The organism is Defluviimonas aquaemixtae, from assembly GCF_900302475.1.
GTDB classification, from domain to species: domain Bacteria; phylum Pseudomonadota; class Alphaproteobacteria; order Rhodobacterales; family Rhodobacteraceae; genus Albidovulum; species Albidovulum aquaemixtae.
Genome location: NZ_OMOQ01000001.1, coordinates 1,750,432 through 1,774,017 on the forward strand (window position 1 = coordinate 1,750,432; position 23,586 = coordinate 1,774,017).

Annotated in this window: 22 protein-coding genes and 3 pseudogenes; 10 read left to right on the top strand and 15 right to left on the bottom strand. The window is 63.3% G+C overall.

Annotated features, from left to right (window positions below):
- Positions 1-1,296 carry a TRAP transporter large permease gene (locus DEA8626_RS08515; protein WP_108852561.1) on the top strand — a complete coding sequence of 432 codons (1,296 nt, stop codon included), beginning with the start codon at positions 1-3 and terminating at the stop codon, positions 1,294-1,296.
- Between the two features lie 333 nt (positions 1,297-1,629).
- Here the strand turns inward: DEA8626_RS08515 and DEA8626_RS21750 are convergent.
- The 11 genes and pseudogenes from DEA8626_RS21750 to DEA8626_RS08565 form a co-directional block, all read right to left on the bottom strand.
- A pseudogene (locus tag DEA8626_RS21750) lies at positions 1,630-1,740 on the bottom strand (transposase); the annotation flags it as partial.
- 101 nt (positions 1,741-1,841) lie between these two features.
- Complete coding sequence (locus tag DEA8626_RS08520) at positions 1,842-2,534, bottom strand: RraA family protein (protein ID WP_108852562.1); 693 nt, start codon at positions 2,532-2,534, stop codon at positions 1,842-1,844.
- Positions 2,534-3,226 carry an alpha/beta fold hydrolase gene (locus tag DEA8626_RS08525; protein WP_108852563.1) on the bottom strand — a complete coding sequence of 231 codons (693 nt, stop codon included), beginning with the start codon at positions 3,224-3,226 and terminating at the stop codon, positions 2,534-2,536. The genes DEA8626_RS08520 and DEA8626_RS08525 overlap by 1 nt, the downstream gene beginning before the upstream one ends.
- Positions 3,223-4,347 carry a cobalamin-independent methionine synthase II family protein gene (locus tag DEA8626_RS08530; RefSeq protein WP_108852564.1) on the bottom strand — a complete coding sequence of 375 codons (1,125 nt, stop codon included), beginning with the start codon at positions 4,345-4,347 and terminating at the stop codon, positions 3,223-3,225. Before DEA8626_RS08530 ends, DEA8626_RS08525 begins: the two co-directional genes overlap by 4 nt.
- An 88-nt stretch (positions 4,348-4,435) precedes the next feature.
- Positions 4,436-5,401, bottom strand: coding sequence for a cupin domain-containing protein (locus tag DEA8626_RS08535; protein WP_108852565.1), 966 nt, complete (start codon positions 5,399-5,401; stop codon positions 4,436-4,438).
- Positions 5,398-6,390 (bottom strand): nuclear transport factor 2 family protein, encoded by a 993-nt coding sequence (locus DEA8626_RS08540; protein ID WP_108852566.1) that lies wholly within the window; start codon positions 6,388-6,390, stop codon positions 5,398-5,400. The genes DEA8626_RS08535 and DEA8626_RS08540 overlap by 4 nt, the downstream gene beginning before the upstream one ends.
- The gene (locus tag DEA8626_RS08545; RefSeq protein ID WP_108853385.1) at positions 6,387-7,406 is read right to left on the bottom strand and encodes a LacI family DNA-binding transcriptional regulator; all 1,020 of its coding nucleotides are present in this window, start codon (positions 7,404-7,406) and stop codon (positions 6,387-6,389) included. The genes DEA8626_RS08540 and DEA8626_RS08545 overlap by 4 nt, the downstream gene beginning before the upstream one ends.
- The gene (locus tag DEA8626_RS08550) at positions 7,403-8,167 is read right to left on the bottom strand and encodes an SDR family NAD(P)-dependent oxidoreductase (protein ID WP_108852567.1); all 765 of its coding nucleotides are present in this window, start codon (positions 8,165-8,167) and stop codon (positions 7,403-7,405) included. Before DEA8626_RS08550 ends, DEA8626_RS08545 begins: the two co-directional genes overlap by 4 nt.
- A complete protein-coding gene (hisD, locus tag DEA8626_RS08555) occupies positions 8,164-9,474 on the bottom strand; it encodes a histidinol dehydrogenase (protein WP_108852568.1) in 1,311 nt (436 codons plus the stop codon). Before hisD ends, DEA8626_RS08550 begins: the two co-directional genes overlap by 4 nt.
- Positions 9,475-9,484: 10 nt before the next feature.
- A complete protein-coding gene (locus DEA8626_RS08560) occupies positions 9,485-9,982 on the bottom strand; it encodes an ester cyclase (RefSeq protein ID WP_108852569.1) in 498 nt (165 codons plus the stop codon).
- Positions 9,979-11,025, bottom strand: coding sequence for an ABC transporter ATP-binding protein (locus DEA8626_RS08565; RefSeq protein ID WP_108852570.1), 1,047 nt, complete (start codon positions 11,023-11,025; stop codon positions 9,979-9,981). The genes DEA8626_RS08560 and DEA8626_RS08565 overlap by 4 nt, the downstream gene beginning before the upstream one ends.
- 247 nt (positions 11,026-11,272) lie before the next feature.
- On the opposite strand from DEA8626_RS08565, the gene DEA8626_RS08570 reads away from it, so the two are divergent.
- The 4 genes from DEA8626_RS08570 to DEA8626_RS08585 all read left to right on the top strand — a co-directional run bounded on the left by DEA8626_RS08570 (position 11,273) and on the right by DEA8626_RS08585 (position 15,475).
- Positions 11,273-12,514, top strand: coding sequence for an ABC transporter substrate-binding protein (locus tag DEA8626_RS08570; RefSeq protein WP_219929175.1), 1,242 nt, complete (start codon positions 11,273-11,275; stop codon positions 12,512-12,514).
- A gap of 64 nt (positions 12,515-12,578) precedes the next feature.
- A complete protein-coding gene (locus tag DEA8626_RS08575; RefSeq protein ID WP_108852572.1) occupies positions 12,579-13,601 on the top strand; it encodes a carbohydrate ABC transporter permease in 1,023 nt (340 codons plus the stop codon).
- Positions 13,602-13,604: 3 nt separating this feature from the next.
- Entirely contained in the window at positions 13,605-14,486 is an 882-nt protein-coding gene (locus DEA8626_RS08580) for a carbohydrate ABC transporter permease (RefSeq protein WP_108852573.1), read from the top strand.
- Positions 14,483-15,475 (top strand): ester cyclase, encoded by a 993-nt coding sequence (locus DEA8626_RS08585; protein ID WP_108852574.1) that lies wholly within the window; start codon positions 14,483-14,485, stop codon positions 15,473-15,475. Before DEA8626_RS08580 ends, DEA8626_RS08585 begins: the two co-directional genes overlap by 4 nt.
- 179 nt (positions 15,476-15,654) lie before the next feature.
- Here DEA8626_RS08585 and DEA8626_RS20830 read toward each other — a convergent pair whose 3' ends face one another.
- From DEA8626_RS20830 to DEA8626_RS08605, 4 genes and pseudogenes are all read right to left on the bottom strand, one after another.
- Positions 15,655-15,837, bottom strand: a complete 183-nt coding sequence (locus DEA8626_RS20830) for a hypothetical protein (protein WP_146188850.1) — start codon at positions 15,835-15,837, stop codon at positions 15,655-15,657.
- Positions 15,838-15,885: 48 nt separating this feature from the next.
- Positions 15,886-16,079 (bottom strand): annotated as a pseudogene (locus DEA8626_RS08590) (integrase core domain-containing protein); the annotation flags it as partial.
- A 295-nt stretch (positions 16,080-16,374) separates the two neighbouring features.
- Complete coding sequence (locus DEA8626_RS08600; RefSeq protein WP_108852576.1) at positions 16,375-17,511, bottom strand: ZIP family metal transporter; 1,137 nt, start codon at positions 17,509-17,511, stop codon at positions 16,375-16,377.
- A gap of 3 nt (positions 17,512-17,514) precedes the next feature.
- Complete coding sequence (locus DEA8626_RS08605; RefSeq protein ID WP_108852577.1) at positions 17,515-18,504, bottom strand: multicopper oxidase domain-containing protein; 990 nt, start codon at positions 18,502-18,504, stop codon at positions 17,515-17,517.
- A gap of 370 nt (positions 18,505-18,874) precedes the next feature.
- On the opposite strand from DEA8626_RS08605, the pseudogene DEA8626_RS08610 reads away from it, so the two are divergent.
- The 5 genes and pseudogenes from DEA8626_RS08610 to DEA8626_RS08630 all read left to right on the top strand — a co-directional run bounded on the left by DEA8626_RS08610 (position 18,875) and on the right by DEA8626_RS08630 (position 23,584).
- Positions 18,875-19,505, top strand: a pseudogene (locus DEA8626_RS08610) (tyrosine-type recombinase/integrase).
- A 497-nt stretch (positions 19,506-20,002) separates the two neighbouring features.
- Positions 20,003-21,322 (top strand): ABC transporter substrate-binding protein, encoded by a 1,320-nt coding sequence (locus tag DEA8626_RS08615; protein WP_108852578.1) that lies wholly within the window; start codon positions 20,003-20,005, stop codon positions 21,320-21,322.
- Positions 21,323-21,410: 88 nt separating this feature from the next.
- Positions 21,411-22,358, top strand: a complete 948-nt coding sequence (locus DEA8626_RS08620) for a carbohydrate ABC transporter permease (RefSeq protein ID WP_108852579.1) — start codon at positions 21,411-21,413, stop codon at positions 22,356-22,358.
- A 37-nt stretch (positions 22,359-22,395) separates the two neighbouring features.
- Positions 22,396-23,334, top strand: a complete 939-nt coding sequence (locus DEA8626_RS08625) for a carbohydrate ABC transporter permease (protein ID WP_108852580.1) — start codon at positions 22,396-22,398, stop codon at positions 23,332-23,334.
- Between the two features lie 61 nt (positions 23,335-23,395).
- Positions 23,396-23,584 carry a hypothetical protein gene (locus DEA8626_RS08630; protein WP_108852581.1) on the top strand — a complete coding sequence of 63 codons (189 nt, stop codon included), beginning with the start codon at positions 23,396-23,398 and terminating at the stop codon, positions 23,582-23,584.
- Positions 23,585-23,586 lie beyond the last annotated feature (2 nt).

The following is a 23,586-nucleotide window of genomic DNA, read 5'->3' on the forward strand; positions in this document are numbered from 1 at the left end:
ATGGGGGCGTTCTGGGGGCTGCTTCTGGGTGGATTGACCGTGCTGGCAGGATCGGGGCTCGCGCTCGGTGCCGCGCTCGGACTTACGGGGTTTCTCATTCTTCAGTTCGTTGCCGGTGGCGCGACCTTCGTTGCCGTGGACGCGGTCTGGAATGTTTTGAATTCATTCACGTTAAGCGCGATCCCGCTGTTTATCATCCTGGGCGAAATCATGCTCCGCAGTGGTGTCAGCGAAAGAATCTACTCCGCGCTTTCGCCGCTGTTTCAGCACGTTCCGGGCGGACTGCTCCACACCAACATCGCGGTCTGCACGCTCTTCGGTGCCGTTAGCGGATCGAGCCTGTCGACGGCGGCGGCCGTGGGATCGGTCGCGTATCCCGAGATGACCGCGCGGGGCTACGATCGGAAAACGGTGGTCGCGTCCCTTGCGGGTGGCGGAACACTTGGACTGCTGATCCCGCCCAGCCTCTCGCTGCTGATCTACGGCGCCCTTACCGAGACGTCGATCGGTCGGTTGTTCCTGGCCGGAATCCTGCCCGGACTGCTCTTCGCCGCGATGTTCATGGCCTACATTTTCATTCTCTGCCTCTCTCGGCCCGATCTCGCGCCATCGGCCGAAAGCAAGGTCCGACTGGTCAAATCCATTCGCAACATTCTCGGCCTCTGGCCGTTTCTCCTGCTTATCCTTGCAATCATGGGGAGCATCGCTGGCGGGATCGCCACACCCACCGAAGCCGCCGGGATCGGCGTCATCGCCACCATTCTTGTCGGCAGGTTCTGGGGCTCTCTGAGCCTCGTGACCCTGACCGAAAGCCTTTTCGCCGCGATTCTGCTCTACGCTTCGATTGCCTTCGTCGTGATGGGCGCAACGATTCTCGCGCAAGCGGTAAGTCTTCTCGGCGTGCCGCAGTCAATTCTCGGATCGGTGCGGGAGGCAAATCTGGGCCCGCTAACGGTCTTGGCCGCCGTCGTCTTTGTCTATCTGGTTCTGGGGTGCTTCTTCGACGGTCTTTCCCTGATGATCATGACCTTGCCGATCGTCGTCCCGCTGATGACCGGCATCGGCTTCGACGCCGTTTGGCTTGGCGTAATCATCACGATCATGATCGAGATCGGACAGGTCACGCCTCCCGTGGGTCTCAACTTGACGGTTCTCGTATCGGTGACGAAGGAGGACGTGACGCTGGGGGACGCGGCGCTGGCCACTGTGCCGTATTGGCTGCTGCTGCTTCTCGGAGTAGCGATCCTTACGGCGTTTCCGCAGATTGCGCTATATCTTCCCGAATTGCTGATGTGAGACTTACCGTGTAGCGAAGCGCACTTTCGAGCGAACCTTTCTGCCGCGCCGAAGCATCTCGCATCTGCTTTCATGTCCCGTCCGGCCGCAGCCTGGTCCTTCAGCCGCTCGACCCACTTGCCGGTGGCGTGTTTGGAAGACGCGGATGGGCAGCTGTTCCTCGGCCACGGTCACCGCTGGCAACAAACATGTCTGAAGGCAGAGTGGCCTACCGTCGACGCAAGAAATTTGGGAGTGTCCGCAAACCGTTGGTGCAACTCACTGACTATCCACCTGCGCGTTTTGGATTAGGCCACCGGCCGAGCGCCTCGCCGGTCAAGCTGATCAGGCCGGCAGCCCGATCCCAAGATCCTTCGCGATCTCCCGCCGCGTCCGACCACTCGTCAACGCCAGCCGCACTGCTTCGCGCCGAAACTCCGGCGTCGGTCTGTTCCCGTTTCCCATAGAACACCTCCAGGTTCCTCAGTTGGTGCTCCCGACTTTTACCGGGCAAGTCCAGACCGGCCCGTTTTTCGGATATGTCCCTTTCCGTTCGGGGTCGGGCCCTAGGTCCGCGTCTTCTCGAACGCCGCCCAGGCGGTCTCGAACGCGGCAAAGCTGAAGCCCGGGTTCCGGGCCGCATCCAGAACGATGCGTTCGGTCGCCAAGAGTTTGGCGACGGATTGAGCAAGGCGCTCGGCAACGCCCGCGGGGATCACCAGCGCGCCGTGACGATCGGCGTGAATGAGATCTCCGGGATGAACGGTCAGTCCGAAGACCGTCACCGGCGTGCCGACTTCGCGCACATGGACGAAGGCGTGGCTCGGGCCGATGGAGCCCGCGATGACCGGGAAGCCGGAGGGCAGGTCGCCAAGATCGCGCATGACGCCATTTGTGAGCGCGCCGGAAACTCCGAACCCCTTGTGGATCGTGGTGTTTATCTCGCCCCAGAAGGCGCCGACAGGCAGAGGGTCGATATCCTCGATCACCGTGACCGCGGGTTTCGGCGCTTCGGCCATGTCGCGGTAATAGTTCATGCGGTGGGCGCGGACGACGTCCGGTGGCTCGGCGGACGGTTCGGCGGCGGCGATCTTCGCGGTGCGGGCATAGCCGACGATCGGCCCGGCGCTGGGGTCGGAGCACAGCACCGTGCCGCGAGTGAACCGGTCGAAGCCACGCTTACCTTCGACCACCTCGATGGCATTGCAAACGGTGGGCGTGTCGACCGATTTCAGAAGGGCGAGAAGCGTGTCGTCCATTAGTCCTCCAGCCAGCGGGCCAAGGCCGCCGTCGTCTTGTCGGGTTGTTCGAGCGTCGGCATATGCGCCGCGCCGTCGATGATTTCGAGCCGCGATCCGGGGATGAGTTCATGAATCAGTTCGTGCCGTTCGACCGGGCAGAGCCGGTCCTCGCGGCCGCAGAGGACGAGGGTCGGCACGCGGACCTGCCGCAGCACGCCCTGCCGATCTGGCCGGTCGCGCAGAGCAATGGATTGGCGGTGAAAGACACCGGGACCGAGGTCGAGCGCCATTTCCATGCAGAGATCCATCACCGCCTCTTTGGCGGGCCCATCAATCAGGTAATTCGGCTTCATTTCGTCGCGCATCACCTCGCGGAGCCGACCGGCCTTCACCTTCTCCATCTGCGGCCCGCGGCGGGCCTGCACATCGGGCAGTTCGGCGCGGGGATTGGTGTCCAGAAGTGCCAGCCGTTCGACGCGTTCGGGGGCCCGCGCCATAACCTCCATCGCGACGATCCCGCCCATCGAGAGCCCCGCCAGCGCGAAGCGCGGCGGGGCGTGGGCGAGGGCGTCTTCAGCCAATGCTGCCATGGTGTCGTGGTTGGAGACTGGTGCGAGCTGGAGCGCGCGACCACGGCCCAGCGCGGCGATCTGCGGCGCGAAGAGCCTTCCATCGCACATCATGCCGGGCAAGAGCACGAGCGGTGTCACGAGACGCGCGCCGCCCCCTCGGCCAGCGCCTTGAGCTTGGCATAGGCGATGTCGGGATCGACCGCGCCGAAGCCCGCGAAGGTGCCGAAGCCGCAATCCGACCCGGCGATGACGCGATCCGATCCGACGATATCCGCAAATCTCTCAATACGCTGCGCGACAAGCTCAGGGTGTTCGACGAAATTCGTCGTCGTATCGACGACACCCGGTATGAGGATCTTGTCGTCGGGGATCTCCGCCTTGCGGTCGCGGAAGACCGTCCATTCGTGGCCGTGGCGGGGGTTCGACGTCTCGAACAAGACATAGCGCGCGTTTGCCGACATGAGTGTCGGAAACATCTTCGCCATCGGGATGTCGCAGACATGGGGGCCTTCGTAATTGCCCCAGCAGATATGGATGCGGACCTGTTCCTTCGGCACGTCGCGGAGCGCGTGGTTCAGAGCGTCCACATGGGTCTGAGCTACCTTGACGAACTCATCATCTGACAAATCGGTAAACAACATGTGGCGCGACAGCGCGAGGTCGGGGCAGTCGAGTTGCAGGTCGAGGCCGGAGGCCACGATCGTCTCGTATTCGGCCTTCATGGCGTCCGCCAAAGCGGCCAGGTAGGCCTCGCGCGTCTTGTAGAAGGAGTTCTGGAGGAAGAGAGAGATGACCCCCGGCGAGGCGGCGTTCATAAAGCCGCGCTTCGCGCCGTGTTTCGCCATCGCGGACTTGAGGTTGGCGATGTCCTTCTCCAGCTCGCCCTGGCCTTTCGACTTCACTTCGCCCACGCACATCGGCCTTGCGTATTGTGGCGTGCCGCCGCCCTCGGCCAACCGTTTGAGAAAGCTGGGAAACAGCTTCAGGTCGGCCGGCGCGTTCCGCGGGCTGTCGCCGTCGAAGCCGGTATAGCGGTCTTTCACATACGTGGCGTAGCTGATCTTCGAGGTTTCGCCGTCCGAGACAATGTCGATCCCGGCCTCGACCTGCTTGCGGACGGTTTCCGAGCACGCCTCCGCCATCGCGGCGTCGAATGCCGGCTGGTCATAGGGCTCGCCGTGTTCGCGGGCGAAGATGAAATCGACCACGTTCTGGGTGCGAGGCAGCGAGCCGACATGGGTCGTCAGCACTGTCGTCATGGGGCCATCTCCTTCTGTCTTTCTTCTGTCCAGCAAGCGTCGGGCATCTGTCGGGCATCCGTCCCGACACGTGTCGGGTCGCCCGCCGTCAACCTTTCCAGGTTGGGCCTGCGGGATCGTCGGTCGCCACGACGTGGTAGAGCGCCGCCTCTCCGGTCATCGAGGGCACGGCGGAATGGGCGAGATCTTCGGGCACGCTCATCGTGTCGCCGGGCGCGAGGACAGTGGAACCGCCGTCCCAGTCGACGCGCCAGTGGCCCTTCACCGGCATCAGGACCGAGGGCCTGTCATGTCGGTGCTTCTTCTCGGTCGCCGAGGCGCGGGTGATGAGATCCACTTCGAAACCGGGTTTGTCGCAGAGCTTGCCCTTTTCGCCGATCACCTTGGCGGGCGTCTTGTCGGCGAGCGCCACGAGGTCCCAGTAGCGGGCGACGTGGTTCGGGATCACCTCGGCGGTGGTGGGTTCAGGGAAGCCTTTCAGCTCCTCGTCGGTCAGCAGCGGCATGGCCTTTTCGCCCTTGGGCAGCGTGTCGCCCCTTCTGGTGTCGTAGAGCCTGCCCTTCTCGGAGAGGACCAGCCCGTGGTCCTTCGCGTCCTCGATAACCTGCGGCGCCCAGATCACGCCGCCCCCGGCGTCGTCGCCGCCGAGGATCGCCATGATCATCCCGTAATCAGTGCCGATATTCTCGAACCCGCGGAAGATGCCGGTCGGAATGTTGAAGATGTCGCCTTTCTCAAGCGTGACCTCGCCCGCCTTACCCCAGCGGCCCCAGAAGAAGCGCCAGCGGCCTTTCAGCACGAAGAACACCTCGGCGGTGCGGTGGGAATGCAAGCTGTTGCGGCATTTCGGCGGCTGACCCGCCGCGCCGATATTGAAGCCGTGCGGTATGGCGATATGGACGTGTTGGTCTTTCGATTCCGAGACACCGCCGCCGATGATGGTGAAATTCTCCTTCTGGTCGGAGCCCGGCGTGTGGGCGTCGATGAAGGCGGTATTGCAGGGTTTGAGGTCACCGTAGCGGACGATGCGGGGTTCCATCTCGGCGGGAGTCATTCGGTTGCTCCTGTATGAAGGTGGATCTGCTTCCAGATAGCGATTTCGTCGTAAAGCGCGTATTCGCGGCGGAGGCCGATGCCGCTCGGGCCGTAGGGGCCGTATTCGGCGTGGCTGATCCCCATCACATGGACATGCGCCCCGGTGGGCGCGCCGAAGGTTCCCCAGCCGGAATGCGCACCATCCAAGGACCAGCGGATCGCAGCGCGGGGGCTGAGCATGTCGGCGTCCATGCCGATCTGGTGGTGGATCGTGAAGGTGGCGTCGGGGAAGGATGAGCGCAGCCCGACCCAGAACTCGGTCACGGCCTCGCGCCCGATCGCGGTGCGCGCGCCGGAATACTCGCCGATCACCGCGCGGTCGTAACCTGCAAGAACATGATTGAAATCCTTGTCCATGATCCGCGTCAGCGTGTCGGCGTAGCGCGCGCCCCACTCGTTGTCGTTGCCCTGCCCGTGATAGCCGCCGTCGACGTCGATCTCGGGCGTGAAGGGCCGGGTCGCGGCGTTCAGACCGCCTTCGCGGGCGATGAGGTGGCTCGCATAGTCGCGTGGGTTCATGCCCAACTGGCGGACGATGCCGCCATAGTCGCGCACCAGCCATTCGTCGTAGATCGTGCCCGCTTTCGCCGCGCAGTCGGCGATGACACGCACGGTCCAGCGTTTCCCGGTCGCCGGACCGAAGGCGCCGTCGCGCGTATGCGTGGCGGTGGTGATGAGGCGGTGCGAGGAGAGGAGCCCGTGGTCGGGGTCGTCGGACCAGATCACGTCTTCGCCCAGAAGCTGACGGTCGGGAAACTCGTTGATCGTCGCCATGGTCGAGGCGATCACCGCCTGGTTGCCCTTCTGGATACCCATGGGCGAACGAACCGGAATGTCCTTGGCGTAGTAGTGGTTCAGCGTCGCTACGCCGCGATCCTCCCAGATCTCCTTCGTGATCCCGATGATGTAGTCGGGGAAGTCCTTCCACCTGTTCGAGAAGCCCTTCAAGTCGCGAATCCTTTCGGTTTCAGGGCCGAGCCGCGCATCATCAGCGGGCCGGGGATGAGGATGTGACGCGGCTCCGTATCGCCCTCGATGCGCGAGATGAGCGTCTTCGTCGCCGCCTCGACCATGCGGTTCACTGGCTGGCGGATGGTCGTCAGATCGTAGGCGGGCCAGCTGGCAATCGGCACGTCGTCATAGCCGACGACCGAGACGTCGCCGGGGACCTTCAATCCCAGCTCGAAGCGCAGCACATCCATCACCGCGAAGGCCATGTGGTCGTTGCCGACGAAGACCGCGTCGGGCCGGTCGCGGCCCCCGAAAAGGTCGCGCGTAAGGCTCGCCGCGGTATCGCGATTGTACATGCCGTCGAGGACCGCCACCGGTTCGAGCCCGTGATCCCTCAGCCCCTCGGCGAAGCCCTTCGCGCGGTCGCGCCCCGTGGACGCCTCCTGCCAGCCGGCGATATGGGCGATGCGCTTGTGCCCGCCGGCGGCGAGGAAATTGGCGACGGTGCGACCGCCCGCGACGTTGTCCGACGTCACCTCGGAGAGCCGCGGGTCGTCCTGGCCGCGGTTGAACATCACGACGGGGATGCCGGCAGCCTCGCAAAGATTGGTGAGGTCGTTCGTCATCGCGACCGAGGCGGTGACGATGCCGTCGACCTGGTAGTCCAGAAGTTCCTGTACGATCCGGCCGATATCGGTCTGCGCCTGCGGCACGGTGAAGACGAGGATGTGATAGCCCTTCTCCTGTAGCGTGTTCGACAGACATTCGAGGGCCATCGGGTAGAACTGGTTGTCGAGATAGGCAACGACGAGACCGATGATCCGGCTCTTGCCGGTGATCATGGCCCGGGCGAGCGGATTGGGGCGGTAGCCCAGTTCCTCGGCGGCGCGGCGGACCTTGTCGACGGTCTTCTTCGAGGCCGAAGCCCCCGGCGTGAAGACGCGGCTGACGGCCGATTGGCTGACCCCGGCGCGGCGGGCGACGTCGAAGGATGTGACCTTGTCCTTCATCAGTCCGCCGTCCAGCCGCCGTCGATCATCAGGGATGTCCCCGTCACCAGCGCCGAGGCGTCCGAGGCGAGGTAGGTGACGGCGCCCATGATGTCCTCGACCTCGCCGGTGCGGCCGAGCTTGATCTTCTCCTCGATCCATTTCACGCGTTCGGGGTTGGCGAAGGTGCTTTCGGTCAGCGGCGTGCGGATGAAGGTCGGGCAGATCGTATTGATGCGGATCTTGTGCGGCCCCCATTCGATCGCCATCGCCTTCACCATGCCTTCGAGCCCGTGCTTGGCGGCGCAGTAGACCGCGCGGTCGATGCCGCCGACATGGGCCATCTGGGACGAGATGTGGATGATCGAGCCGGGCTTCTTCGCCGCGATCAGCCCGCGCGCCACGCCGGCCGAAAGGAAATAGGCGGCGCGGAGGTTGACGGCCATCACAGCGTCGTAGTCCTCGGGCCGGGTCTCTAGCGCCGGGCCGTGGCGGGCGAGGCCGGCGGAGTTCACGGCGATGTCGAACGGGGCCTGCGCCTTCAGTTTCGCGGTCAGGTCGTCGAGGTCGGCCATGTCCATGGGCAGCGCCTCGGCGTCCCCACCCTGCCCCACGATATCCTCCACCGCCGCTTTGAGCCTGTCGGCGCTCCGCGCCGCGCAAACCACATGGGCGCCAGCCTCGGCGAGCGCAGCGGCACAGGCAAGGCCGATTCCCGACGAGGCGCCGGTAACGAGCGCGCGACGGCCATCGAGTCGGAACGAGGGGGTGCGCGGGAGGGTCATTCAGCCGCCGTCCCGTATTCGACATTCCGCCCACCATACCGCCTGACGCGGAGATTGCACTGTTCGGCGTGGCCGACGAAGCCTTCGAGCAGGCAGAGCCGTGAGCCATAGGCACCGATCAGCGCTGCCGCCTCGTCGGTGGTGATCTTCTGGTAACTGTGTGTTTTCAGAAACTTGCCGACCCAGAGCCCGCCGGTGTAGCGCCCCGCCTTCTTGGTGGGCAATGTATGGTTGGTGCCGATCACCTTGTCGCCGTTCGCGACATTGGTGCGGGGGCCGAGGAACAGCGCGCCGTAGCTGTGCATATGCTCGAGGAACCAGTCGTCGCGGTCGGTCATGACCTGGACGTGTTCGGACGCGATGTCATTGGCGACGCCGAGCATCTCGTCGTAGGTGTCGCAGAGGATGACCTCGCCATAGTCGCGCCAGCTTACCCCGGCGGTCTCCGCGGTGGGCAGGATCTTTAGGAGCCGGTCGACCTCGGCCAGCGTCGCCTCGGCGAGTTTGCGGGAATTGGTGACAAGGACGGCGGGCGAGTTGTAGCCATGCTCGGCCTGGCCGAGAAGATCGGTCGCGCACATCTCAGCATCCACCGTCTCATCCGCGATCACCATCGTCTCGGTCGGGCCGGCGAAGAGGTCGATGCCTACGCGGCCGTAGAGCTGGCGCTTGGCCTCGGCGACGAAGGCATTGCCGGGGCCGACGAGCATGTCGACGGGCCTGATCGTCTCAGTGCCCAAGGCCATCGCGCCCACGGCCTGCATTCCGCCGAGGACGTAGATCTCATGCGCGCCGCCCAAGTGCATCGCGGCGACGATGGCGGGGTGCGGCGCGCCCTTCACCGGCGGTGCGGAGGCCGCGATGCGGGGCACGCCCGCGACGGTAGCGGTCAAGACCGACATATGCGCCGAGGCTACCATCGGGAACTTGCCGCCCGGCACGTAGCAGCCCACGGACTGCACCGGGATGTTCCTGTGGCCGAGGATCACGCCGGGCATCGTCTCGACCTCGATATCGGTCATCGAGGCCCTTTGCGCCTCAGCGAAGCTGCGGATCTGCTTTTGCGCGAAGCGGATGTCGTCCATCTCGCGGGCCGAGACCTTCTGCATCGCGGCCTCGATCTCGGACGCGGTGAGCAGGAAGGACGCCGGTTGGTACTTGTCGAACTTCGCGGAAAGTGCGCGCACTGCGGCGTCGCCGCGTGTTTCGATGTCCCTCAGCGTCGCCTCGACGACCCCGCGAACCTTCGCATCGTCCTCGGCCCGGTCGGCCTCGGGCTTGCCACGCTTGAGATGGGTGATGCTCATGGCGTTGTCCTCATGCTTCGGGTCGGGCAGGTTCGCGCTCGCCGCGGTCGTAGGCTTCCCAACCCTCGCCGCCGAACACGTCGTGGCCGAGCTGAGCGAGCACGGAGGCGAAATCGACCGAGACCGGGTTGTCGGCGATGCGCCCGTCCTCGACGCGCCAGAAATCCATGTAGGGGATGCGGATGCGCTTGCCGGTGGGGGCGAGCCCCATGAAGGGACCGGAATGGGTGGCCTCGATATGGCCGAAACAGGCGGCCCAGTCGCCGTCGGCCAGAAATTTCTCGGTGACGTACGTGCGGTCGGTGAAAGCGGCGCGCAAGGGCAGTTGCCAGTTGTGGCGAAACTCGGCGACGCCCTTCTTGGTGCCGCAGCCCTGGTTGCCGCGCCAGAGGAAATCGGCGTGGAAGTAGCGGGTCATGTCGTTCTCGCCGGCGACAAGCGCGTCCTCCATCCGACGCACCGCGGCGAGCGTCTCGGCACTTTGGCGTGCGTGATCCTCAGGCGTCATGGGTCGATCCTTTCGCCGGTCTTGGCATCGAAGAGATGGCAGATCGCGGCGGGGATGCCCGCCTGGATCGGGTCGTCGATCTCGGCGCGGAAGTCCTTGGGCGCCTTGATCGAGACCAGCGCACCGCCCGCCTTGACGGTGATCATGGTCGCATCGCCGAGAAGCTCCAGCGAATAGATCGGTGCGGCGATCTCTCCCTTGTCGGCGATACGCGCATCCTCGGCTCGGAAGCCGAGCGTCACCGCGCCGTCGGGACCCTTCAGCCCCGGGATGCGGACGTTCTTGCCGACGAAGGTCCCGCCCCTCAGCTCGCCCTCCATCAAGTTCATCGCCGGATTGCCGATGAAGCCCGCGACGAAGCTGTTGGCGGGGCGGTCGTAGATCTCGGTCGGCGTGGCGACCTGCTGGACGATGCCCTTGTTCATCACCACGACCCGGTCGGCGAGCGTCATCGCCTCGATCTGGTCGTGGGTGACGTAGATCGTGGTGACCTTCAGCTCGTGGCTGAGATTCTTGATCTGTGCCCGGGTCGAGACTCGGAGCTTGGCGTCGAGGTTCGACAGGGGCTCGTCCATCAGGAACACGTTCGGCTGGCGGACGATGGCGCGGGCCAATGCCACGCGCTGGCGCTGGCCGCCGGACAGCTCGGCGGGGCGGCGGTGGAGGAAGTCTGTGAGCTCCACCATCTCGGCGGCGCGGCGCACCCGCTCGTCATGGCCGCCGGAATCGGTCTTGCGCACCTTCAGGGGAAAGCGGATGTTCTCATAGACGTTCATGTTGGGATAGAGCGCATAGCTCTGGAACACCATCGCGACGTCCCGGTCCTTCGGGTCGAGGTCATTGACGCGCTTGCCGTCGATCAGGATGTCGCCCTCGGTCGCCTCCTCGAGCCCCGCGATCATGCGCATCGTCGTCGTCTTGCCGCAGCCTGAGGGGCCGAGGAGGACGAGAAATTCGCGGTCGGGAATGGTAAGGTCGAATTTGTGGACGCCGACGAAGGCCCCCCAGCGCTTGGAGATATTGCGCAGCTGAATCTCGGCCATCCCGCACGCTCCGCTTGCAAACGACTGCAATATACGTAGCCGCGAATCGCTGGAGTTGGCAAGCCCGGCACACGCACACACGAGGTTCAGTTAGCGCTTGCAAGGATATTCAGTTCTGACGTTAAATCGCATATGTATGCAGTTAGTCGAGCGATTCGGCATTCTGACTGCGTGGCGCAGCACATCGGCGCCGAGACAATAGCCCCGCTTGAGACGGGGTGGGATGAGACACGGAGGGTCTGAGATCATGACAATGTGCAAACAGCTGGCGCTGACCGCCGCCTTCGCCGTCCTCGGCGGCTCGGCGGCGATGGCGGGTTGCGGCATCGAGGCCGGCCGGGTGAGCATCGTCGGCAACGAGTTCCCCGCGATCCATACCGTCGCAAACGGCGCAATGGCCTGCGCGGGCGACGGGGTCGAGGTCAAGGCGAACCTGACCGCCGATCACCAGAAGATCAACGTGGCCGGCATGCAGGGCAATCCGGCGGAATACACCACGGCGATCATCGCCAATTCCTCGATCGTCGCCTTGATCAACGAAGACGTGATCCGGCCGCTCGACGACCTCGTCGCCGAGCACGGGCAGGACATTCCGAAAAGCCAGCTCATCACCATAGACGGCAAGGTGATGGCGGTGGCGTTCATGGCCAATGCCCAGCACCTCGTCTACCGCAAGGACGTGCTGGAGCAGATCGGCGTCGCGCCGCCGAAGACCTACGAGGAGCTTCTGGAGGCGGCGAAGATGATCCGCGAACAGGGGATCATGCAGAACCCGGTGGGCGGCGCCTATGCGGCCGGCTGGAACCTCGCCGAGGAATTCGTGAACATGTATATCGGCCATGGCGGCGCGTTCTACAAACCCGGCACCGCCGAGGTCTCGATCAACAACGAGCAGGGCGTGGCCACGCTCGACATGCTGAAGGCGCTCAGCGAGTACATGAACCCGGACTTCCTGACGCATGACTCGAACGCCACCTCGGCGGAGTGGGAAGCCGGCAATGTCGCGCTGATGAACATGTGGGGGTCGCGGACGGGTGTCCTGATGGATGAGGAGGGCTCGGCGCCCGAAGTCTACGAGAACACCATGGTCGGCGCGCCGATGACCGTGGGCGGCGGGTCGACGCCGGCCTCGACCCTCTGGTGGGACGGCTGGACCGTGGCCAAGAACGTCTCGGATGCCGATGCCGAGGCCACGTTCATTGCCATGAAGAACGGCATCAGCCCGTCGATCCTGAATGACGAGACCATGGGCCAGGCGGTCTGGATGATCGAGGGCTACGAGCCCGCCCCGGTCAACGCGGGCGTCTTCGCCGCGATCGAGATGGGAACGACTCCCTATCCGATGCTGCCCTATCAGGGGCTGTTGCACACCGCGCTCGGCGACAACCTCGCCGAGTTCCTGCAGGGCAAGGAAAGCGCCGAGCAGGCGCTCGCCGATGTCGAGGCGGCCTATTCGGCGGCCGCCAAGGAAAAGGGCTTTCTGAACTGAGCCCGTCCGAAGGGGCGCGGCCCGCGCCCCTTCGTCCCCGACCGCCTGTCCGGACGCGCCAGCCATGAAACACAAGACGTTCTTCCTGTTCGTCCTGCCGTCGTCGCTGGCGATGCTGCTGTTCATCTTCTTTCCGCTGATCTCGATCGTCGTGCAGTCGCTCTATGTCGCACATGACCAGGTGATCGTGACGGTCGAGAATTGCGGCCCCTTCGGCTGCACCGAAGCGACGATGATCGACCAGGCGGCGACCGAGGAACTGCGCCGCGAACAGCCGCTTGGGCGGTTCGCCGGGGTCGAGACCTATCTCGATCGGGGCCATCTGGCGGTGACCGAGGTCGGCCGGGCCTGGGACGCGTCCGGAAGCTGGCGCGACTTCGGAAGCCGGATGCTGAACCTGCCCTTCTACAAGGCCATCGCCTTCACGCTGACCTACACCTTTGTCGTGACGCCGCTGACGATCATCCTCGGCTTCATGATCGCGGTCGCCGTCAACGCGGCGGTGAGCGCGATCAGGGGGCCGCTGATCTTCTTCTCGCTCCTGCCGATGATCATCACCCCGCTTGTTGGGTCGCTCATCCTGTTCTGGATGGTCGATGCGCGCGGCATCATCGGCTCGGCCTTGCAGGTCGTCGCGGGCGATCCGAGCCTGTCGGTCAAGGCCTCGACGCCCCTGATGTGGATCATGCTGATGGTCTACGGCGTCTGGCACGCGGCCCCCTTCGCCTTCATCGTCTACTACGCGGGCTTACAGACGGTGAACAAGGACACGCTGGAATCGGCGATGATCGACGGGGCGAGCCGCTGGCAGCGCATCCGCTATGTCGTGCTGCCGCATCTCTTACCGCTCACGACCTTCATCGCGCTCATCCAGCTCATGGATAATTTCCGGGTCTTCGAACCGATCGTCAGCTTCGCCGCCTCGGCGCATGCGACCTCTCTGAGCTGGGCGATCTTCAACGACCTCGGCGGCGAGACCCGTCAGCTCTCGTCGGCCGCCGCGACCTCGGTCCTGACGGTGATCGGCGTCGCGATCCTTCTGTCGCCGGTGCTGGTGCGCACCTGGCGCGAATTCGGAAAGAGCTGAGCCATGACGATCAAGGCGCAGGAAAAACCGCTCGGCCTCAAGCTCTTCACGGTCTCTTTCCTGACGCTGTGGATGATCCTCGCGGCCTTTCCGTTCATCTGGACGCTCTGGGGGTCGTTTAAGGTCGAGGGCGACTTCTTTTCCAAGGCCAACTGGGCCTGGGCGATCTCCGGCACGCTCACCCAGATCGAAACCGGCGGGCAGTTCACCGGGCAGGGCTATCAGGGTGCGTGGATTCAGGAGGAGTTCTGGCGCGCGGCGGTCAACTCCACGCTGGTCTGCCTCTTCGTCGTGACGATCTCGCTCACGTTCGGGACGCTGGGGGGCTATGCCCTGTCGCGCTCGACTTACCGCTATGCCTTCTGGTTTCTGATCATCGCGCTCATCTTCCGGGCGCTGCCGCCGATCACGCTCGTTTCGGGCTATCTGCCGGTGTTCTTCAAGTGGAATCTCTGGGGGCACCTCGCGACGGCCATCATCGTTCTGGTGGCGATCAACCAGCCCTTCACGCTCTGGATGCTGCACTCGTTCTTCAAGAACATCCCGAAGGACCTCGACGAGTCCGCCATGGTCGATGGCTGCACGCGGTTCCAGGCGTTCCGGCATGTCATCATTCCGGTGATGTGGCCGGGGGTGATCACCACGGGACTGTTCTCCTTCCTACTTGCCTATAACGACTTCGCGGTGACGGCGATGATCCTGTCGAAAGAGAACCAGACGATGGTGCCGAAGATCGCGAGCTTCCTCGGCACGACCCAGACAAAGGGCAACGTGATGTTCGCCGTGGCCTCGGTCGTCTCGGTAACGGCACCCCTTTTCATCATGATCATGTTCTTTCAGCGTCAGATCGTCTCGGGCCTGACCGCGGGGGCCGTCAAGGGATGAGCTTTCAGGCCGAAAAGGCTGTGGTCCGCGCGCATTACGACGCGCTGGCGCGGGCTGCGCCGGAAACGGTCGCAGAAGTGCTGGCCGAACGTACGACGCCCGACTGGCACTGGCGGGGCGTGCATCCGTTTCACGAGCAGCAGGGCGCCGGGGCGGTCGCCGGGGCCTTCTGGGTGCCATATCTTACGGCGATGACGCGGGTTCAAAGGCGGCAGGACATCTTCCTCGCGGGGCTGAACGAGATCGACGGATTCCAGTCGGCCTGGGTGATTTCGATGGGCCACCTGATGGGGCTTTTCGACGCGCCCTTCCTCGACATTCCGCCGACGCGGAAGATCGCCATGCTGCGCTATGCCGAGTTTAACAAGGTCGAGGGCGGGAGGATCACCGAGACGGCGCTGTTCTGCGATCTCCTCCAGCTGATGCACCAGGCCGGCCTCCGTCCGCTGCCGCCACAGACCGGCGCGCATCTGGTGCAGCCGGGGCCGGCGATGCATGACGGGCTGCTGCACGCCGACGCCGATCCTGCCGAGGGCGAGGCGACGCTTGCGCTCATCAACCGGATGATCGGCGACATCAACGCCAAGGAGCGGTTCGGCTCGCCCGAGGAGGAACTCGGCCGGTGCTGGCATGACGACATGATCTGGTGGGGTCCGGACGGGATCGGTTCGACCTACACGATCGATCGCTATATCGAGCAGCACCAGCACCCGTTCCGCACGCAACTCGCCGACCGCAGGTTCAACGGCCATCTCTGCCGGCTCGCCGAGGGCAAGTTCGGGGGCTTCTTCGGCTGGCCCAACCTGACGCTGACGCCGACCGGCGGCTATTTGGGCCTGCCGGGCTCGGGCAAGGCCGCCGACATGCGCGTCGTCGACATCTACCGGCGCGAGGGCGACAAGCTGGCCGAGAACTGGATCTTCATCGACATCCTGCATTTCCTGAACATGCAGGGGCTCGACGTGCTGGGGCGTGCGGCCAAGATCTGACCCGGCAATGCGTCTGGACTGGATTGCCTACAAGAGCCCCTACCCTTCCCTAATCTCTCCCGCGAAACGAATTCGGGAGGTCGGCGATGAAATCGCACCAAAGGGTTGTCAGGATCGCTGGGGCCGAGTTCTGCGCCTCGGTTCTCCATCACCTGGCGAAGTTCAGACCGGTGATAAGGTCAAGGGCCTTCAGAACCCTGCAGACGCTCGCTTCCGAGACGATGTGGCGCCGCGCCGGCGAAGATCATGTCGATGCCGACGAGACGGCCGATGAACGCCAGGGTAGTATCCCAGTTCGAAGTCTGTTTCTTGTAGGCGCCACGCGGGCTGGGCTTCGGCGCGCGGGCGTCGATCAGCCCCACCTGAGTGATCCGGTGTGAATGTTGGTTCATGACTGACCTGTGGTCTATCGGAACGATGGCTTCTGGGGCCGGTGGTCGGCAGCCCAGGGCGCTGTGAGGACGTTTCGTGTTGTAGCGCCGCTTCTGTTGTTCGATCTGGATCCGCCCTCTCTCAGGCTGTGGAAGGTTTCGCCGATGGGCAGTTCGTCGCGGAACCGGGCATTGAAGCTCTCTCAGTATCCGATCTCGCATGGCGATCCCGGCCGGGAATGCCGTCGCCCAGTCAGCAGTCGCAGGGTTCGGGATGGCCAAATCAGGTGGGGCCATCATGGACCTCGAAACTGGCGGTCTTTGTGCACATTCCTAAAACCCCCAATACCTGGCTGGCATGGCGATGCTAGCCGGCCGGGCCCTGCTGTCAGCGTCTTCGCTGACCGTGCCAGCGGTTGTGGCGGGGACCGTCGCCCCAGTTGCGGCACCCTTTGCCGAGGAACCGTGGCTGAAACAGCAAAATGGCGACACATATCGGGACAATTGCAGGCGTGTTCGGAAGCTCTTCTAGACCAGTAGCGCGGTTGCATACATCACGGCCAGCCCGGTTGCGATGCCTCCGGCATAGGCCGGGCGAGTCAGCGATTCCGCTCCATCAGAGCGGGTCGTCAGCCCGACCACCTCGATGATGACTTGCAGTATGGCTCCGGCTCCAACGCCAAAGCAGAGCGCAACGAAGTAAGGGTTGATCGCCTGCGCCCCGATCCATACGCCGAAAACCGCAGGCAGGCCCGCCAGCAGGGCCAGAGCTATGAACACCTGCAATGAAGGCCGAAGGCGCAGCAGTGGTGCGGCGATGCCGATGCCCTCAGTCACGTTGTGAAGCACGAATCCGACGACAAGGAACGCGGCGAGCGCGGCAGCCCCGGTGGCGAAAGAGGCACCCACCACCAGGCCCTCGCCGAAATTGTGCAGCCCGATACCCAGGGCGATGAACGCGGCAAGTGCGATCCCTTCTGGCGGCTGCCCCCGGCGTCGGCCAAAGGCGACAAGCGCCAGCGTAGTCAGGCCAGCAGACACCCAGACAAGCGTTTCCCCTCTGAGGCGGCCCAACGTCTCCGCCCCGGCCTCCAGTCCCTCACGCAGGGTGTCGATCAGCAGATACGCCAGCAGACCAATCGTCAGAGCCAGGAGAAAGTGGATTACTCCCGGCCCGGCGTCGCGCAGCGCCGGGTAGGCCAGCATGCCCGCCGCCACCGGAGCGACGCCCAACAAAAGCCCGACCAGCGTCAGCACCCAAAGTGTCGGCCCATCCAAAGCCAGTGCGTTCTGGGCCACATCAATCGTGTGTTCGAACCCAACGCCGGTGGAAGTCAACAGCAGGATGTGGTGGGTTTCCCCATCGACCCACGGATAGGGGATGCGGACCGTGCCTCGCGCCAGCCGGTCGATGGGGCCAGCGGGATCGAGAGTGAAGTCGCGATAGGCACCGTCTACCTGGACCTGGGCGATGACGATTGGGATAGACCCGTCCGCCCGGACGCTCATCTCGATGAGACCGGCCCCAAGACGGACGGTCTCTACGGCAAGGTCTTCGACAGCCGGTGCGGCCCGGGTCAGCCGGTCGAAGGGTTTGCCGACAATGATAAACGCCACCAGGGCGGCCAGCACGATCACAGGTAAGACAAGCCAGGCGGTTCGCATCGGTCACACCACCTCGAAATGGCTCATCCAGCCAAGCTCAGCGAACTCGGTCTGGTGGGCGTGGAACATGTAGAGTCCCGGCTCGTGGCCGGAGAAATCGATCTCGATGATGCCGCGTTGCGCCTGGCACTGCATCACCGTATCGACGGTCCGCAGCGTCGGTTCCAGCGTGGTGCCGTGGTCGTAGTAGTCGAAGAAATTGGCATGCAGGTGGAACGAGTTGATCGGGTCGAATTCGGTCACGTTGACCAGGTAGATACGGATCGGCCTGTCCCGCTCCACTCGCAGGGGCTGCTCGTTGTAGGCGAAGGGATAGGTGTTGACCGCGTAGAACTCGTTCTCGTCGTCGAAGTTCGTGTCGAACCCGTTCATCACCATGACGAACTCCTGCCACCGGGAATTCTCGGGCGTGCCCGCCAGTCGACCCGCGGCCACGTCGCGGAAGTCGGGGTGAAGGTCTGGATCCGGATCGACAATGAATGCCCCGTAAAGCCCCTTGTGGATGTGTCGCTTTAGCGGGAAGGAGTGGCAATGATAGAGGTGACAGCCGAACGGCTTGGCGTCGAACTCATAGATGAATTTCGCGCCCGGATCGACTTGCCCGGCCCCGGGTACTCCGTCCATCCGCGCCGCGTGGATGCCATGAAAATGCATAGTGTGCGGATGGCTGCCAGCGTTCTGGAAATTGATGCGCAACCGTTCGCCTTCAACACATCGCATCGTCGGCCCGGGGACACGTCCGTTGTAGGTCCAGGCCGGGAAGAACACTCCTGGTGCTATCTCTAGTTCCACATCAACGGCGGAAATCGTCCACTCCCGCGTCCGGGTCCCGTCGGACGCCGTCGTTACCTCTCCGAAATCGAATTCGGTCGCGAGGTCCTGGGGTCCGAACCCATTGGCCACGTAGTCGATTGTGCCGACGACCCGGTTGCCGCCATGAACGGCATGTTCCGGATCATGTGCGGTAGCAACCAGATGCTGGGCCCGAGCCATCGATCCTGGCACACCAAGGCCAGCGATTGCCCCCAAGATTTGTCGTTTTGATAACCGCACACCTCGTCTCCTCGGAATCGACAATCCCCTCGTCCGGACGAGGACGCGTCAATGCACGCTTGAAGCACCTTAGTAAGATTGCAAATCATTCGCAACAACTGACAATGATCCTAGCGTGCAAATTCATGTGAGGAACATCGTCGGCTACGTCAGGTTTCTGCGCTTTCCAAATCTTGGAGCAAAATGCAGGAGCTAACGTTTTCAGGCCCGTAGGAGCCGTTTCCCGCGCCTCCATCACCCCCCGTGTTTTGCCTCTGCGCCGATGTCTGGTCGCAGATGTGGCTGGGCGTGGCGCACCGGAGGATCCGCCATGACAATTGCAAAGCTACCAGCCATCCGCGCCTGTCGCCCTGCCTGGAACAAGTGCAGCGTTGTCGACAAGAAACGCACATTGCTTCCGAAACGGGTCGGGCGATCCGTGTCCGAAACTAGCTGGCCGAGAACTTCCGCGATCGTACGCTCTTCAACACCGCAATCGACAGCAAGCTCAAACGCAGCGATCTCGTCAGGCTGAAGAACGCCGATGCCTATGCCGCCGACTGATCAAGGAGCGCGCCTCGATCATCCAGAGCAAGACGCGGAAACCGGTTCGGTTCGACCTGACCGAGGGGGCGCCTGTGTTGCTTTCAACGTGGCTCGAGGCTCCCGTGATGATCGGGTCAGAGGTCCTTTGGCCCGGCCGGTTCCACGAACGCCTGCACATCTCGACGCGGCAATACGTGCGGTTTGTCCTCGATCGGATTTCGTCCATCCGCCTCGGGCCAAGCTCTTAAGGCACGCATTCCATGCGCCGGACCAAGGTCGCACACATCTATCGGGAGCCCGGCAACCTTCGGGCGGGGCAACTGCTCTTGGGCCACACGAAGATGGCCAGCATGGTTCGCTACCTCGGCGTCGAGTTAGAGGATGCGCGGGTCATCGCGGAAGCAATTGAAATTTGATCGATCGGGCCGCTCGGCATGGGCGGTTCATAGCCGCCGTCCGGCCTCCTCTCGGCATGCTGCGCTGTGGCCCGCCAGAGGAGACATTCTCTGCGCATGCCAAATCTCGGCCGCTGGAAAGACCTATCGCGGGACAATGCGGTCGTACGGTTACGCCACAAGCCGTTTCCGCATATCGCCTGGCAGCAGGCGGATCATATTGCGCCCCCTGCCCGGCAATCGACCCTCGCTTCGTTCCGGGCCTCAATGTCAGATGTCCGGCAGCAAACCATCTAACAGCCTATCCGATTCCTCAGGTTCCGGCATTTCTAGAGTGCTCAGCCAGCATCGGCATACATTGCATCCCTCGAGCAGTCATCGAAGTAAGTCAGATATTCCAGCGTATTGGCGAATTTCTGATGTACGTCACTCACGATTCTATTGACGTGATGTACGCACCTCAAATAGCCTGTCTCCAAGGCCGTCGCGAACAGGGCGGCCTGATTGGGAGGATATTCATGAAGACGAACGGAAACGCAGCGGCCGTGATGGCGCTCGCTTGCTCCGTCAGCCTGCCCACGCTCGCAGCGGCGGAGGACCTGACGCTGTGCTGGGCTGCCTGGGACCCCGCGAACGCGCTGGTGGAACTGTCCAAGGAATTCGAGGCCCAGTCCGGGCACACGATGAATTTCGAGTTCGTGCCCTGGCCAAACTTCGCAGACCGAATGCTGAACGAGCTCAATTCCGGTGGCAAGCTCTGCGACCTGCTGATCGGGGACAGCCAGTGGATCGGCGGCGGCGCCGAGAACGGCCACTATGTGAAGCTGAACGACTTCTTCGACGCCGAAGGCATCTCGATGGACGACTTCGCCGATGCCGCCGTCTACGCCTATTCGACTTGGCCGAAAGGCACGCCGAACTACTACGCGCTCCCCGCGATGGGCGACGCGAACGGCTGGTTCTACCGGAAGGACTGGTTCTCCGACCCCGAGATCCAGGCGGCCTACAAGGAGGCCACCGGACAGGACTTGGGCGAACCGCAGAGCCAGAAGGAGCTTCTTCAGATCGCCCAGTTCTTCCAAGGCCGCGAAATCGACGGCAAGACCGTCTATGGCGCCGCGATCTTCACCGAGCGCGGGTCGGAAGGCATCACCATGGGCGTCACCGGCGCACTCTACCCTTGGGGCTTCAAGTACGAGACCGAACCCGGCACCTACCAGATGGAAGGTGCGGTGAACTCGCCCGAGGCCGTGGAAGCGCTTGAATTTTACAAGGAGTTCTACGAAACCGCGACGCCACCGGGCTATACCAATAGCTACATGGGCGAAAGCCTCGACGCCTTCAAATCCGGGCAGGTGGCAATGGCAATGAACTGGTTTGCCTTCTTCCCGGGCCTTTATGCCGATCCGGACATCGGTGGCGACAAGATCGACTTCTTCGTCAACCCGCCGCAGAACCAAGCCGCATCCACGCTCGGCGGACAGGGCATCTCGGTCGTCGCCTATTCCGACAAGCAGGACGCGGCGCTCGAGTACATCAAGTGGTTCGCGCAGCCTGACGTTCAGAAGAAGTGGTGGGAACTCGGCGGTTACGCCGTCCATGACGCGGTGCTCGAGGATCCGGGCTTCGTCGACAGCCAACCCTTCGCCGGCGACTTCCTAGAAGCGATGAACGCCGTGCAGGATTTCTGGCAGGAACCGGCCTATGCCGAACTCCTTCTCGCAATGCAGAAGCGCGTCCATGACTACGTCGTGGCCGATCAGGGCACAGCGAAGGAAGCGCTCGACATGCTGATAAAGGACTGGACCGAAACCTTCGAAGACGAAGGCAAGCTCTGAAGAGTTCCCTGCCGGGCCTCAGGGCCCGGCGCAGACCGGCGCGGGACGGCCTCCCGTCCCGCGCCACTTTCAGGACCGAGAGGCTTCCATGTCGGACGGAGCGATGGACCGCGTTGCCAAGGCGACGCCGCCCAGGATTGCACGCAAGATCAAGGGCATGTCCGATCGCACCGTCGCGTGGCTGTTCGTTGCGCCGACGATCTTCCTGCTTCTGGCGATCAACATCTTCCCGCTTGTCTGGACGATCCGGCTGAGCTTCACCAATTTCCGCGCCAACCGCCTGAACCGCGAGGTCGAGTGGGTGGGTCTGCGCAATTACGAGCGCATCCTGACCGACAGCGACATCTGGCTGAACATGCAGGCGACCGCGCATTTCCTGTTCTGGACGATCTTCTTCCAGGTGCTGATCGGCTTCACGCTGGCCTACCTCATCAACAAGAACTTTCGCGGCTCGCCCTTCTGGACGACAGTGATCGTTCTGCCGATGATGCTTTCGCCGGCTGTCGTCGGAAACTTCTGGAAATTTCTCTACCAGCCTCAGATCGGGCTTTTCAATTACATCGTCGGCTACTTCACAGGCCGCGATCCGTCGAGCTTCGAGATGCTGGGTCAGGTCGATCTGGCCCCCTGGTCCATCGTCATCGTCGATACCTGGATGTGGACGCCCTTCGTGATGCTCATCTGCCTCGCCGGGCTGCGCTCGATTCCCGACTACATTTACGAAGCGGCCGAGATCGACCGGGCGTCCAAGCTGCGCCAGTTCCTTACCATCACCATCCCGATGGTGCTGCCCTTCCTGATGCTGGCGGTGCTGTTTCGGGGGATCGAGAACTTCAAGATGTTCGATCTCGTCGTCCAACTCACCGGCGGCGGGCCGGGGTCCACGACCGAACTCACCTCGATAAACCTCAAGCGCGAGGCCTTCGAGAAATGGCGCACGGGCTACGCCAGCGCGTACGCGATCATCCTCTTCGTCACCGTGTTCGGGCTGGCCTCGATCTACGTGAAGGCCCTCAACAAGGTGAAGGAACGGTGATGGGCTTCGCCGGCCCGGTAAGCAGAAAGGCAAGGACATGAGCGCCCACGCCATCAACGCCCCCAGTTCGCGGCAGAAGTGGATCGCCGGAACGCTGGTCATCCTTTACGCGCTGATCACCATGATCCCGCTCGCATGGATCATGATCACAGGTTTCAAGTCCCCGTCGGACGCCATCAGCTACCCGCCCAAGATCGTTTTCCAGCCGACGCTCGAAGGCTATGTGAATCTCTTCACGACCCGCACGCGGCAAACGCAGGACTTCCTCGCCACCAATCCGCCCGAGACCTGGGCGGACAAGATCGTCCGCAAGTACGACATGGTCATCGTCGGCCCGTCGAAATTCGGCGAGCGGTTCATGAACTCGGTCATCATCGGCTTCGGATCGACGTTCCTCTCGGTTTTCCTCGGCACGCTCGCGGCCTATGCGTTCAGCCGCTTCAAGATACCCTTGGCCGATGACCTCCTCTTCTTCATCCTCAGTACACGGATGATGCCGCCCGTCGCCGTCGCGATCCCGATCTTCCTGATGTACCGGAACCTCGGCCTCTCCGACACGCATCTCGGCATGATCCTTCTTTACACGGCGGTGAACATCTCACTGGCGGTCTGGCTATTGAAAGGCTTCATCGACGAGATCCCGCGCGAGTACGAGGAAGCGGCGCTGATCGACGGCTACACACGCTTTCAGGCCTTCTACAAGGTCGTCCTGCCCCAGGCCGCGACCGGCATCGCATCGACCGCGATCTTCTGCCTGATATTTGCCTGGAACGAATACGCCTTCGCGGTGCTGCTCACCTCGGCCACGGCGCAAACCGCGCCGCCGTTTATCCCGACCATCATCGGCATCGGCGGTCTCGACTGGCCGGCGGTCGCAGCGGGGGCGACGATCTTCCTGCTGCCCGTGATGATCTTCACCGTCTTGCTCAGGAAGCACCTGCTTCGGGGCATCACGTTCGGAGCGGTGCGGAAATGAGGTTGCCATTGGTTTTGCATACGTTGTGCCGACATGTCGCAGACAGCGCGGAGACACGCCCATGACCCGCTTCGTGACCGGCCTTCTTCACCTCCGCCGCGGTTCGTGGGAGATGCTGGCGACTGTCGTCATCGCCATCGGGGTCTTCATGCTGATGCAGCCCTTCGTGATGTGGGCCTACACCTATTCCTTCATCACGACGCTTGTCGGCACCGTCATGTTCATCGTCGTCTCTCACTTCCAGGAGTAACG

What these genes read in the sequence shown, in the direction of transcription:
- DEA8626_RS08515 (WP_108852561.1), top strand. Translation starts at nt 1, where the DNA reads ATGGGGGCGTTCTGGGGGCTGCTTCTGGGTGGATTGACCGTGCTGGCA.
- DEA8626_RS08520 (WP_108852562.1), bottom strand. Translation starts at nt 2,534, where the DNA reads ATGGACGACACGCTTCTCGCCCTTCTGAAATCGGTCGACACGCCCACC.
- DEA8626_RS08530 (WP_108852564.1), bottom strand. Translation starts at nt 4,347, where the DNA reads ATGACGACAGTGCTGACGACCCATGTCGGCTCGCTGCCTCGCACCCAG.
- DEA8626_RS08535 (WP_108852565.1), bottom strand. Translation starts at nt 5,401, where the DNA reads ATGACTCCCGCCGAGATGGAACCCCGCATCGTCCGCTACGGTGACCTC.
- DEA8626_RS08550 (WP_108852567.1), bottom strand. Translation starts at nt 8,167, where the DNA reads ATGACCCTCCCGCGCACCCCCTCGTTCCGACTCGATGGCCGTCGCGCG.
- hisD (WP_108852568.1), bottom strand. Translation starts at nt 9,474, where the DNA reads ATGAGCATCACCCATCTCAAGCGTGGCAAGCCCGAGGCCGACCGGGCC.
- DEA8626_RS08560 (WP_108852569.1), bottom strand. Translation starts at nt 9,982, where the DNA reads ATGACGCCTGAGGATCACGCACGCCAAAGTGCCGAGACGCTCGCCGCG.
- DEA8626_RS08565 (WP_108852570.1), bottom strand. Translation starts at nt 11,025, where the DNA reads ATGGCCGAGATTCAGCTGCGCAATATCTCCAAGCGCTGGGGGGCCTTC.
- DEA8626_RS08570 (WP_219929175.1), top strand. Translation starts at nt 11,273, where the DNA reads ATGACAATGTGCAAACAGCTGGCGCTGACCGCCGCCTTCGCCGTCCTC.
- DEA8626_RS08575 (WP_108852572.1), top strand. Translation starts at nt 12,579, where the DNA reads ATGAAACACAAGACGTTCTTCCTGTTCGTCCTGCCGTCGTCGCTGGCG.
- DEA8626_RS08580 (WP_108852573.1), top strand. Translation starts at nt 13,605, where the DNA reads ATGACGATCAAGGCGCAGGAAAAACCGCTCGGCCTCAAGCTCTTCACG.
- DEA8626_RS08585 (WP_108852574.1), top strand. Translation starts at nt 14,483, where the DNA reads ATGAGCTTTCAGGCCGAAAAGGCTGTGGTCCGCGCGCATTACGACGCG.
- DEA8626_RS08600 (WP_108852576.1), bottom strand. Translation starts at nt 17,511, where the DNA reads ATGCGAACCGCCTGGCTTGTCTTACCTGTGATCGTGCTGGCCGCCCTG.
- DEA8626_RS08605 (WP_108852577.1), bottom strand. Translation starts at nt 18,504, where the DNA reads ATGGCTCGGGCCCAGCATCTGGTTGCTACCGCACATGATCCGGAACAT.
- DEA8626_RS08615 (WP_108852578.1), top strand. Translation starts at nt 20,003, where the DNA reads ATGAAGACGAACGGAAACGCAGCGGCCGTGATGGCGCTCGCTTGCTCC.
- DEA8626_RS08620 (WP_108852579.1), top strand. Translation starts at nt 21,411, where the DNA reads ATGTCGGACGGAGCGATGGACCGCGTTGCCAAGGCGACGCCGCCCAGG.
- DEA8626_RS08625 (WP_108852580.1), top strand. Translation starts at nt 22,396, where the DNA reads ATGAGCGCCCACGCCATCAACGCCCCCAGTTCGCGGCAGAAGTGGATC.
- DEA8626_RS08630 (WP_108852581.1), top strand. Translation starts at nt 23,396, where the DNA reads ATGACCCGCTTCGTGACCGGCCTTCTTCACCTCCGCCGCGGTTCGTGG.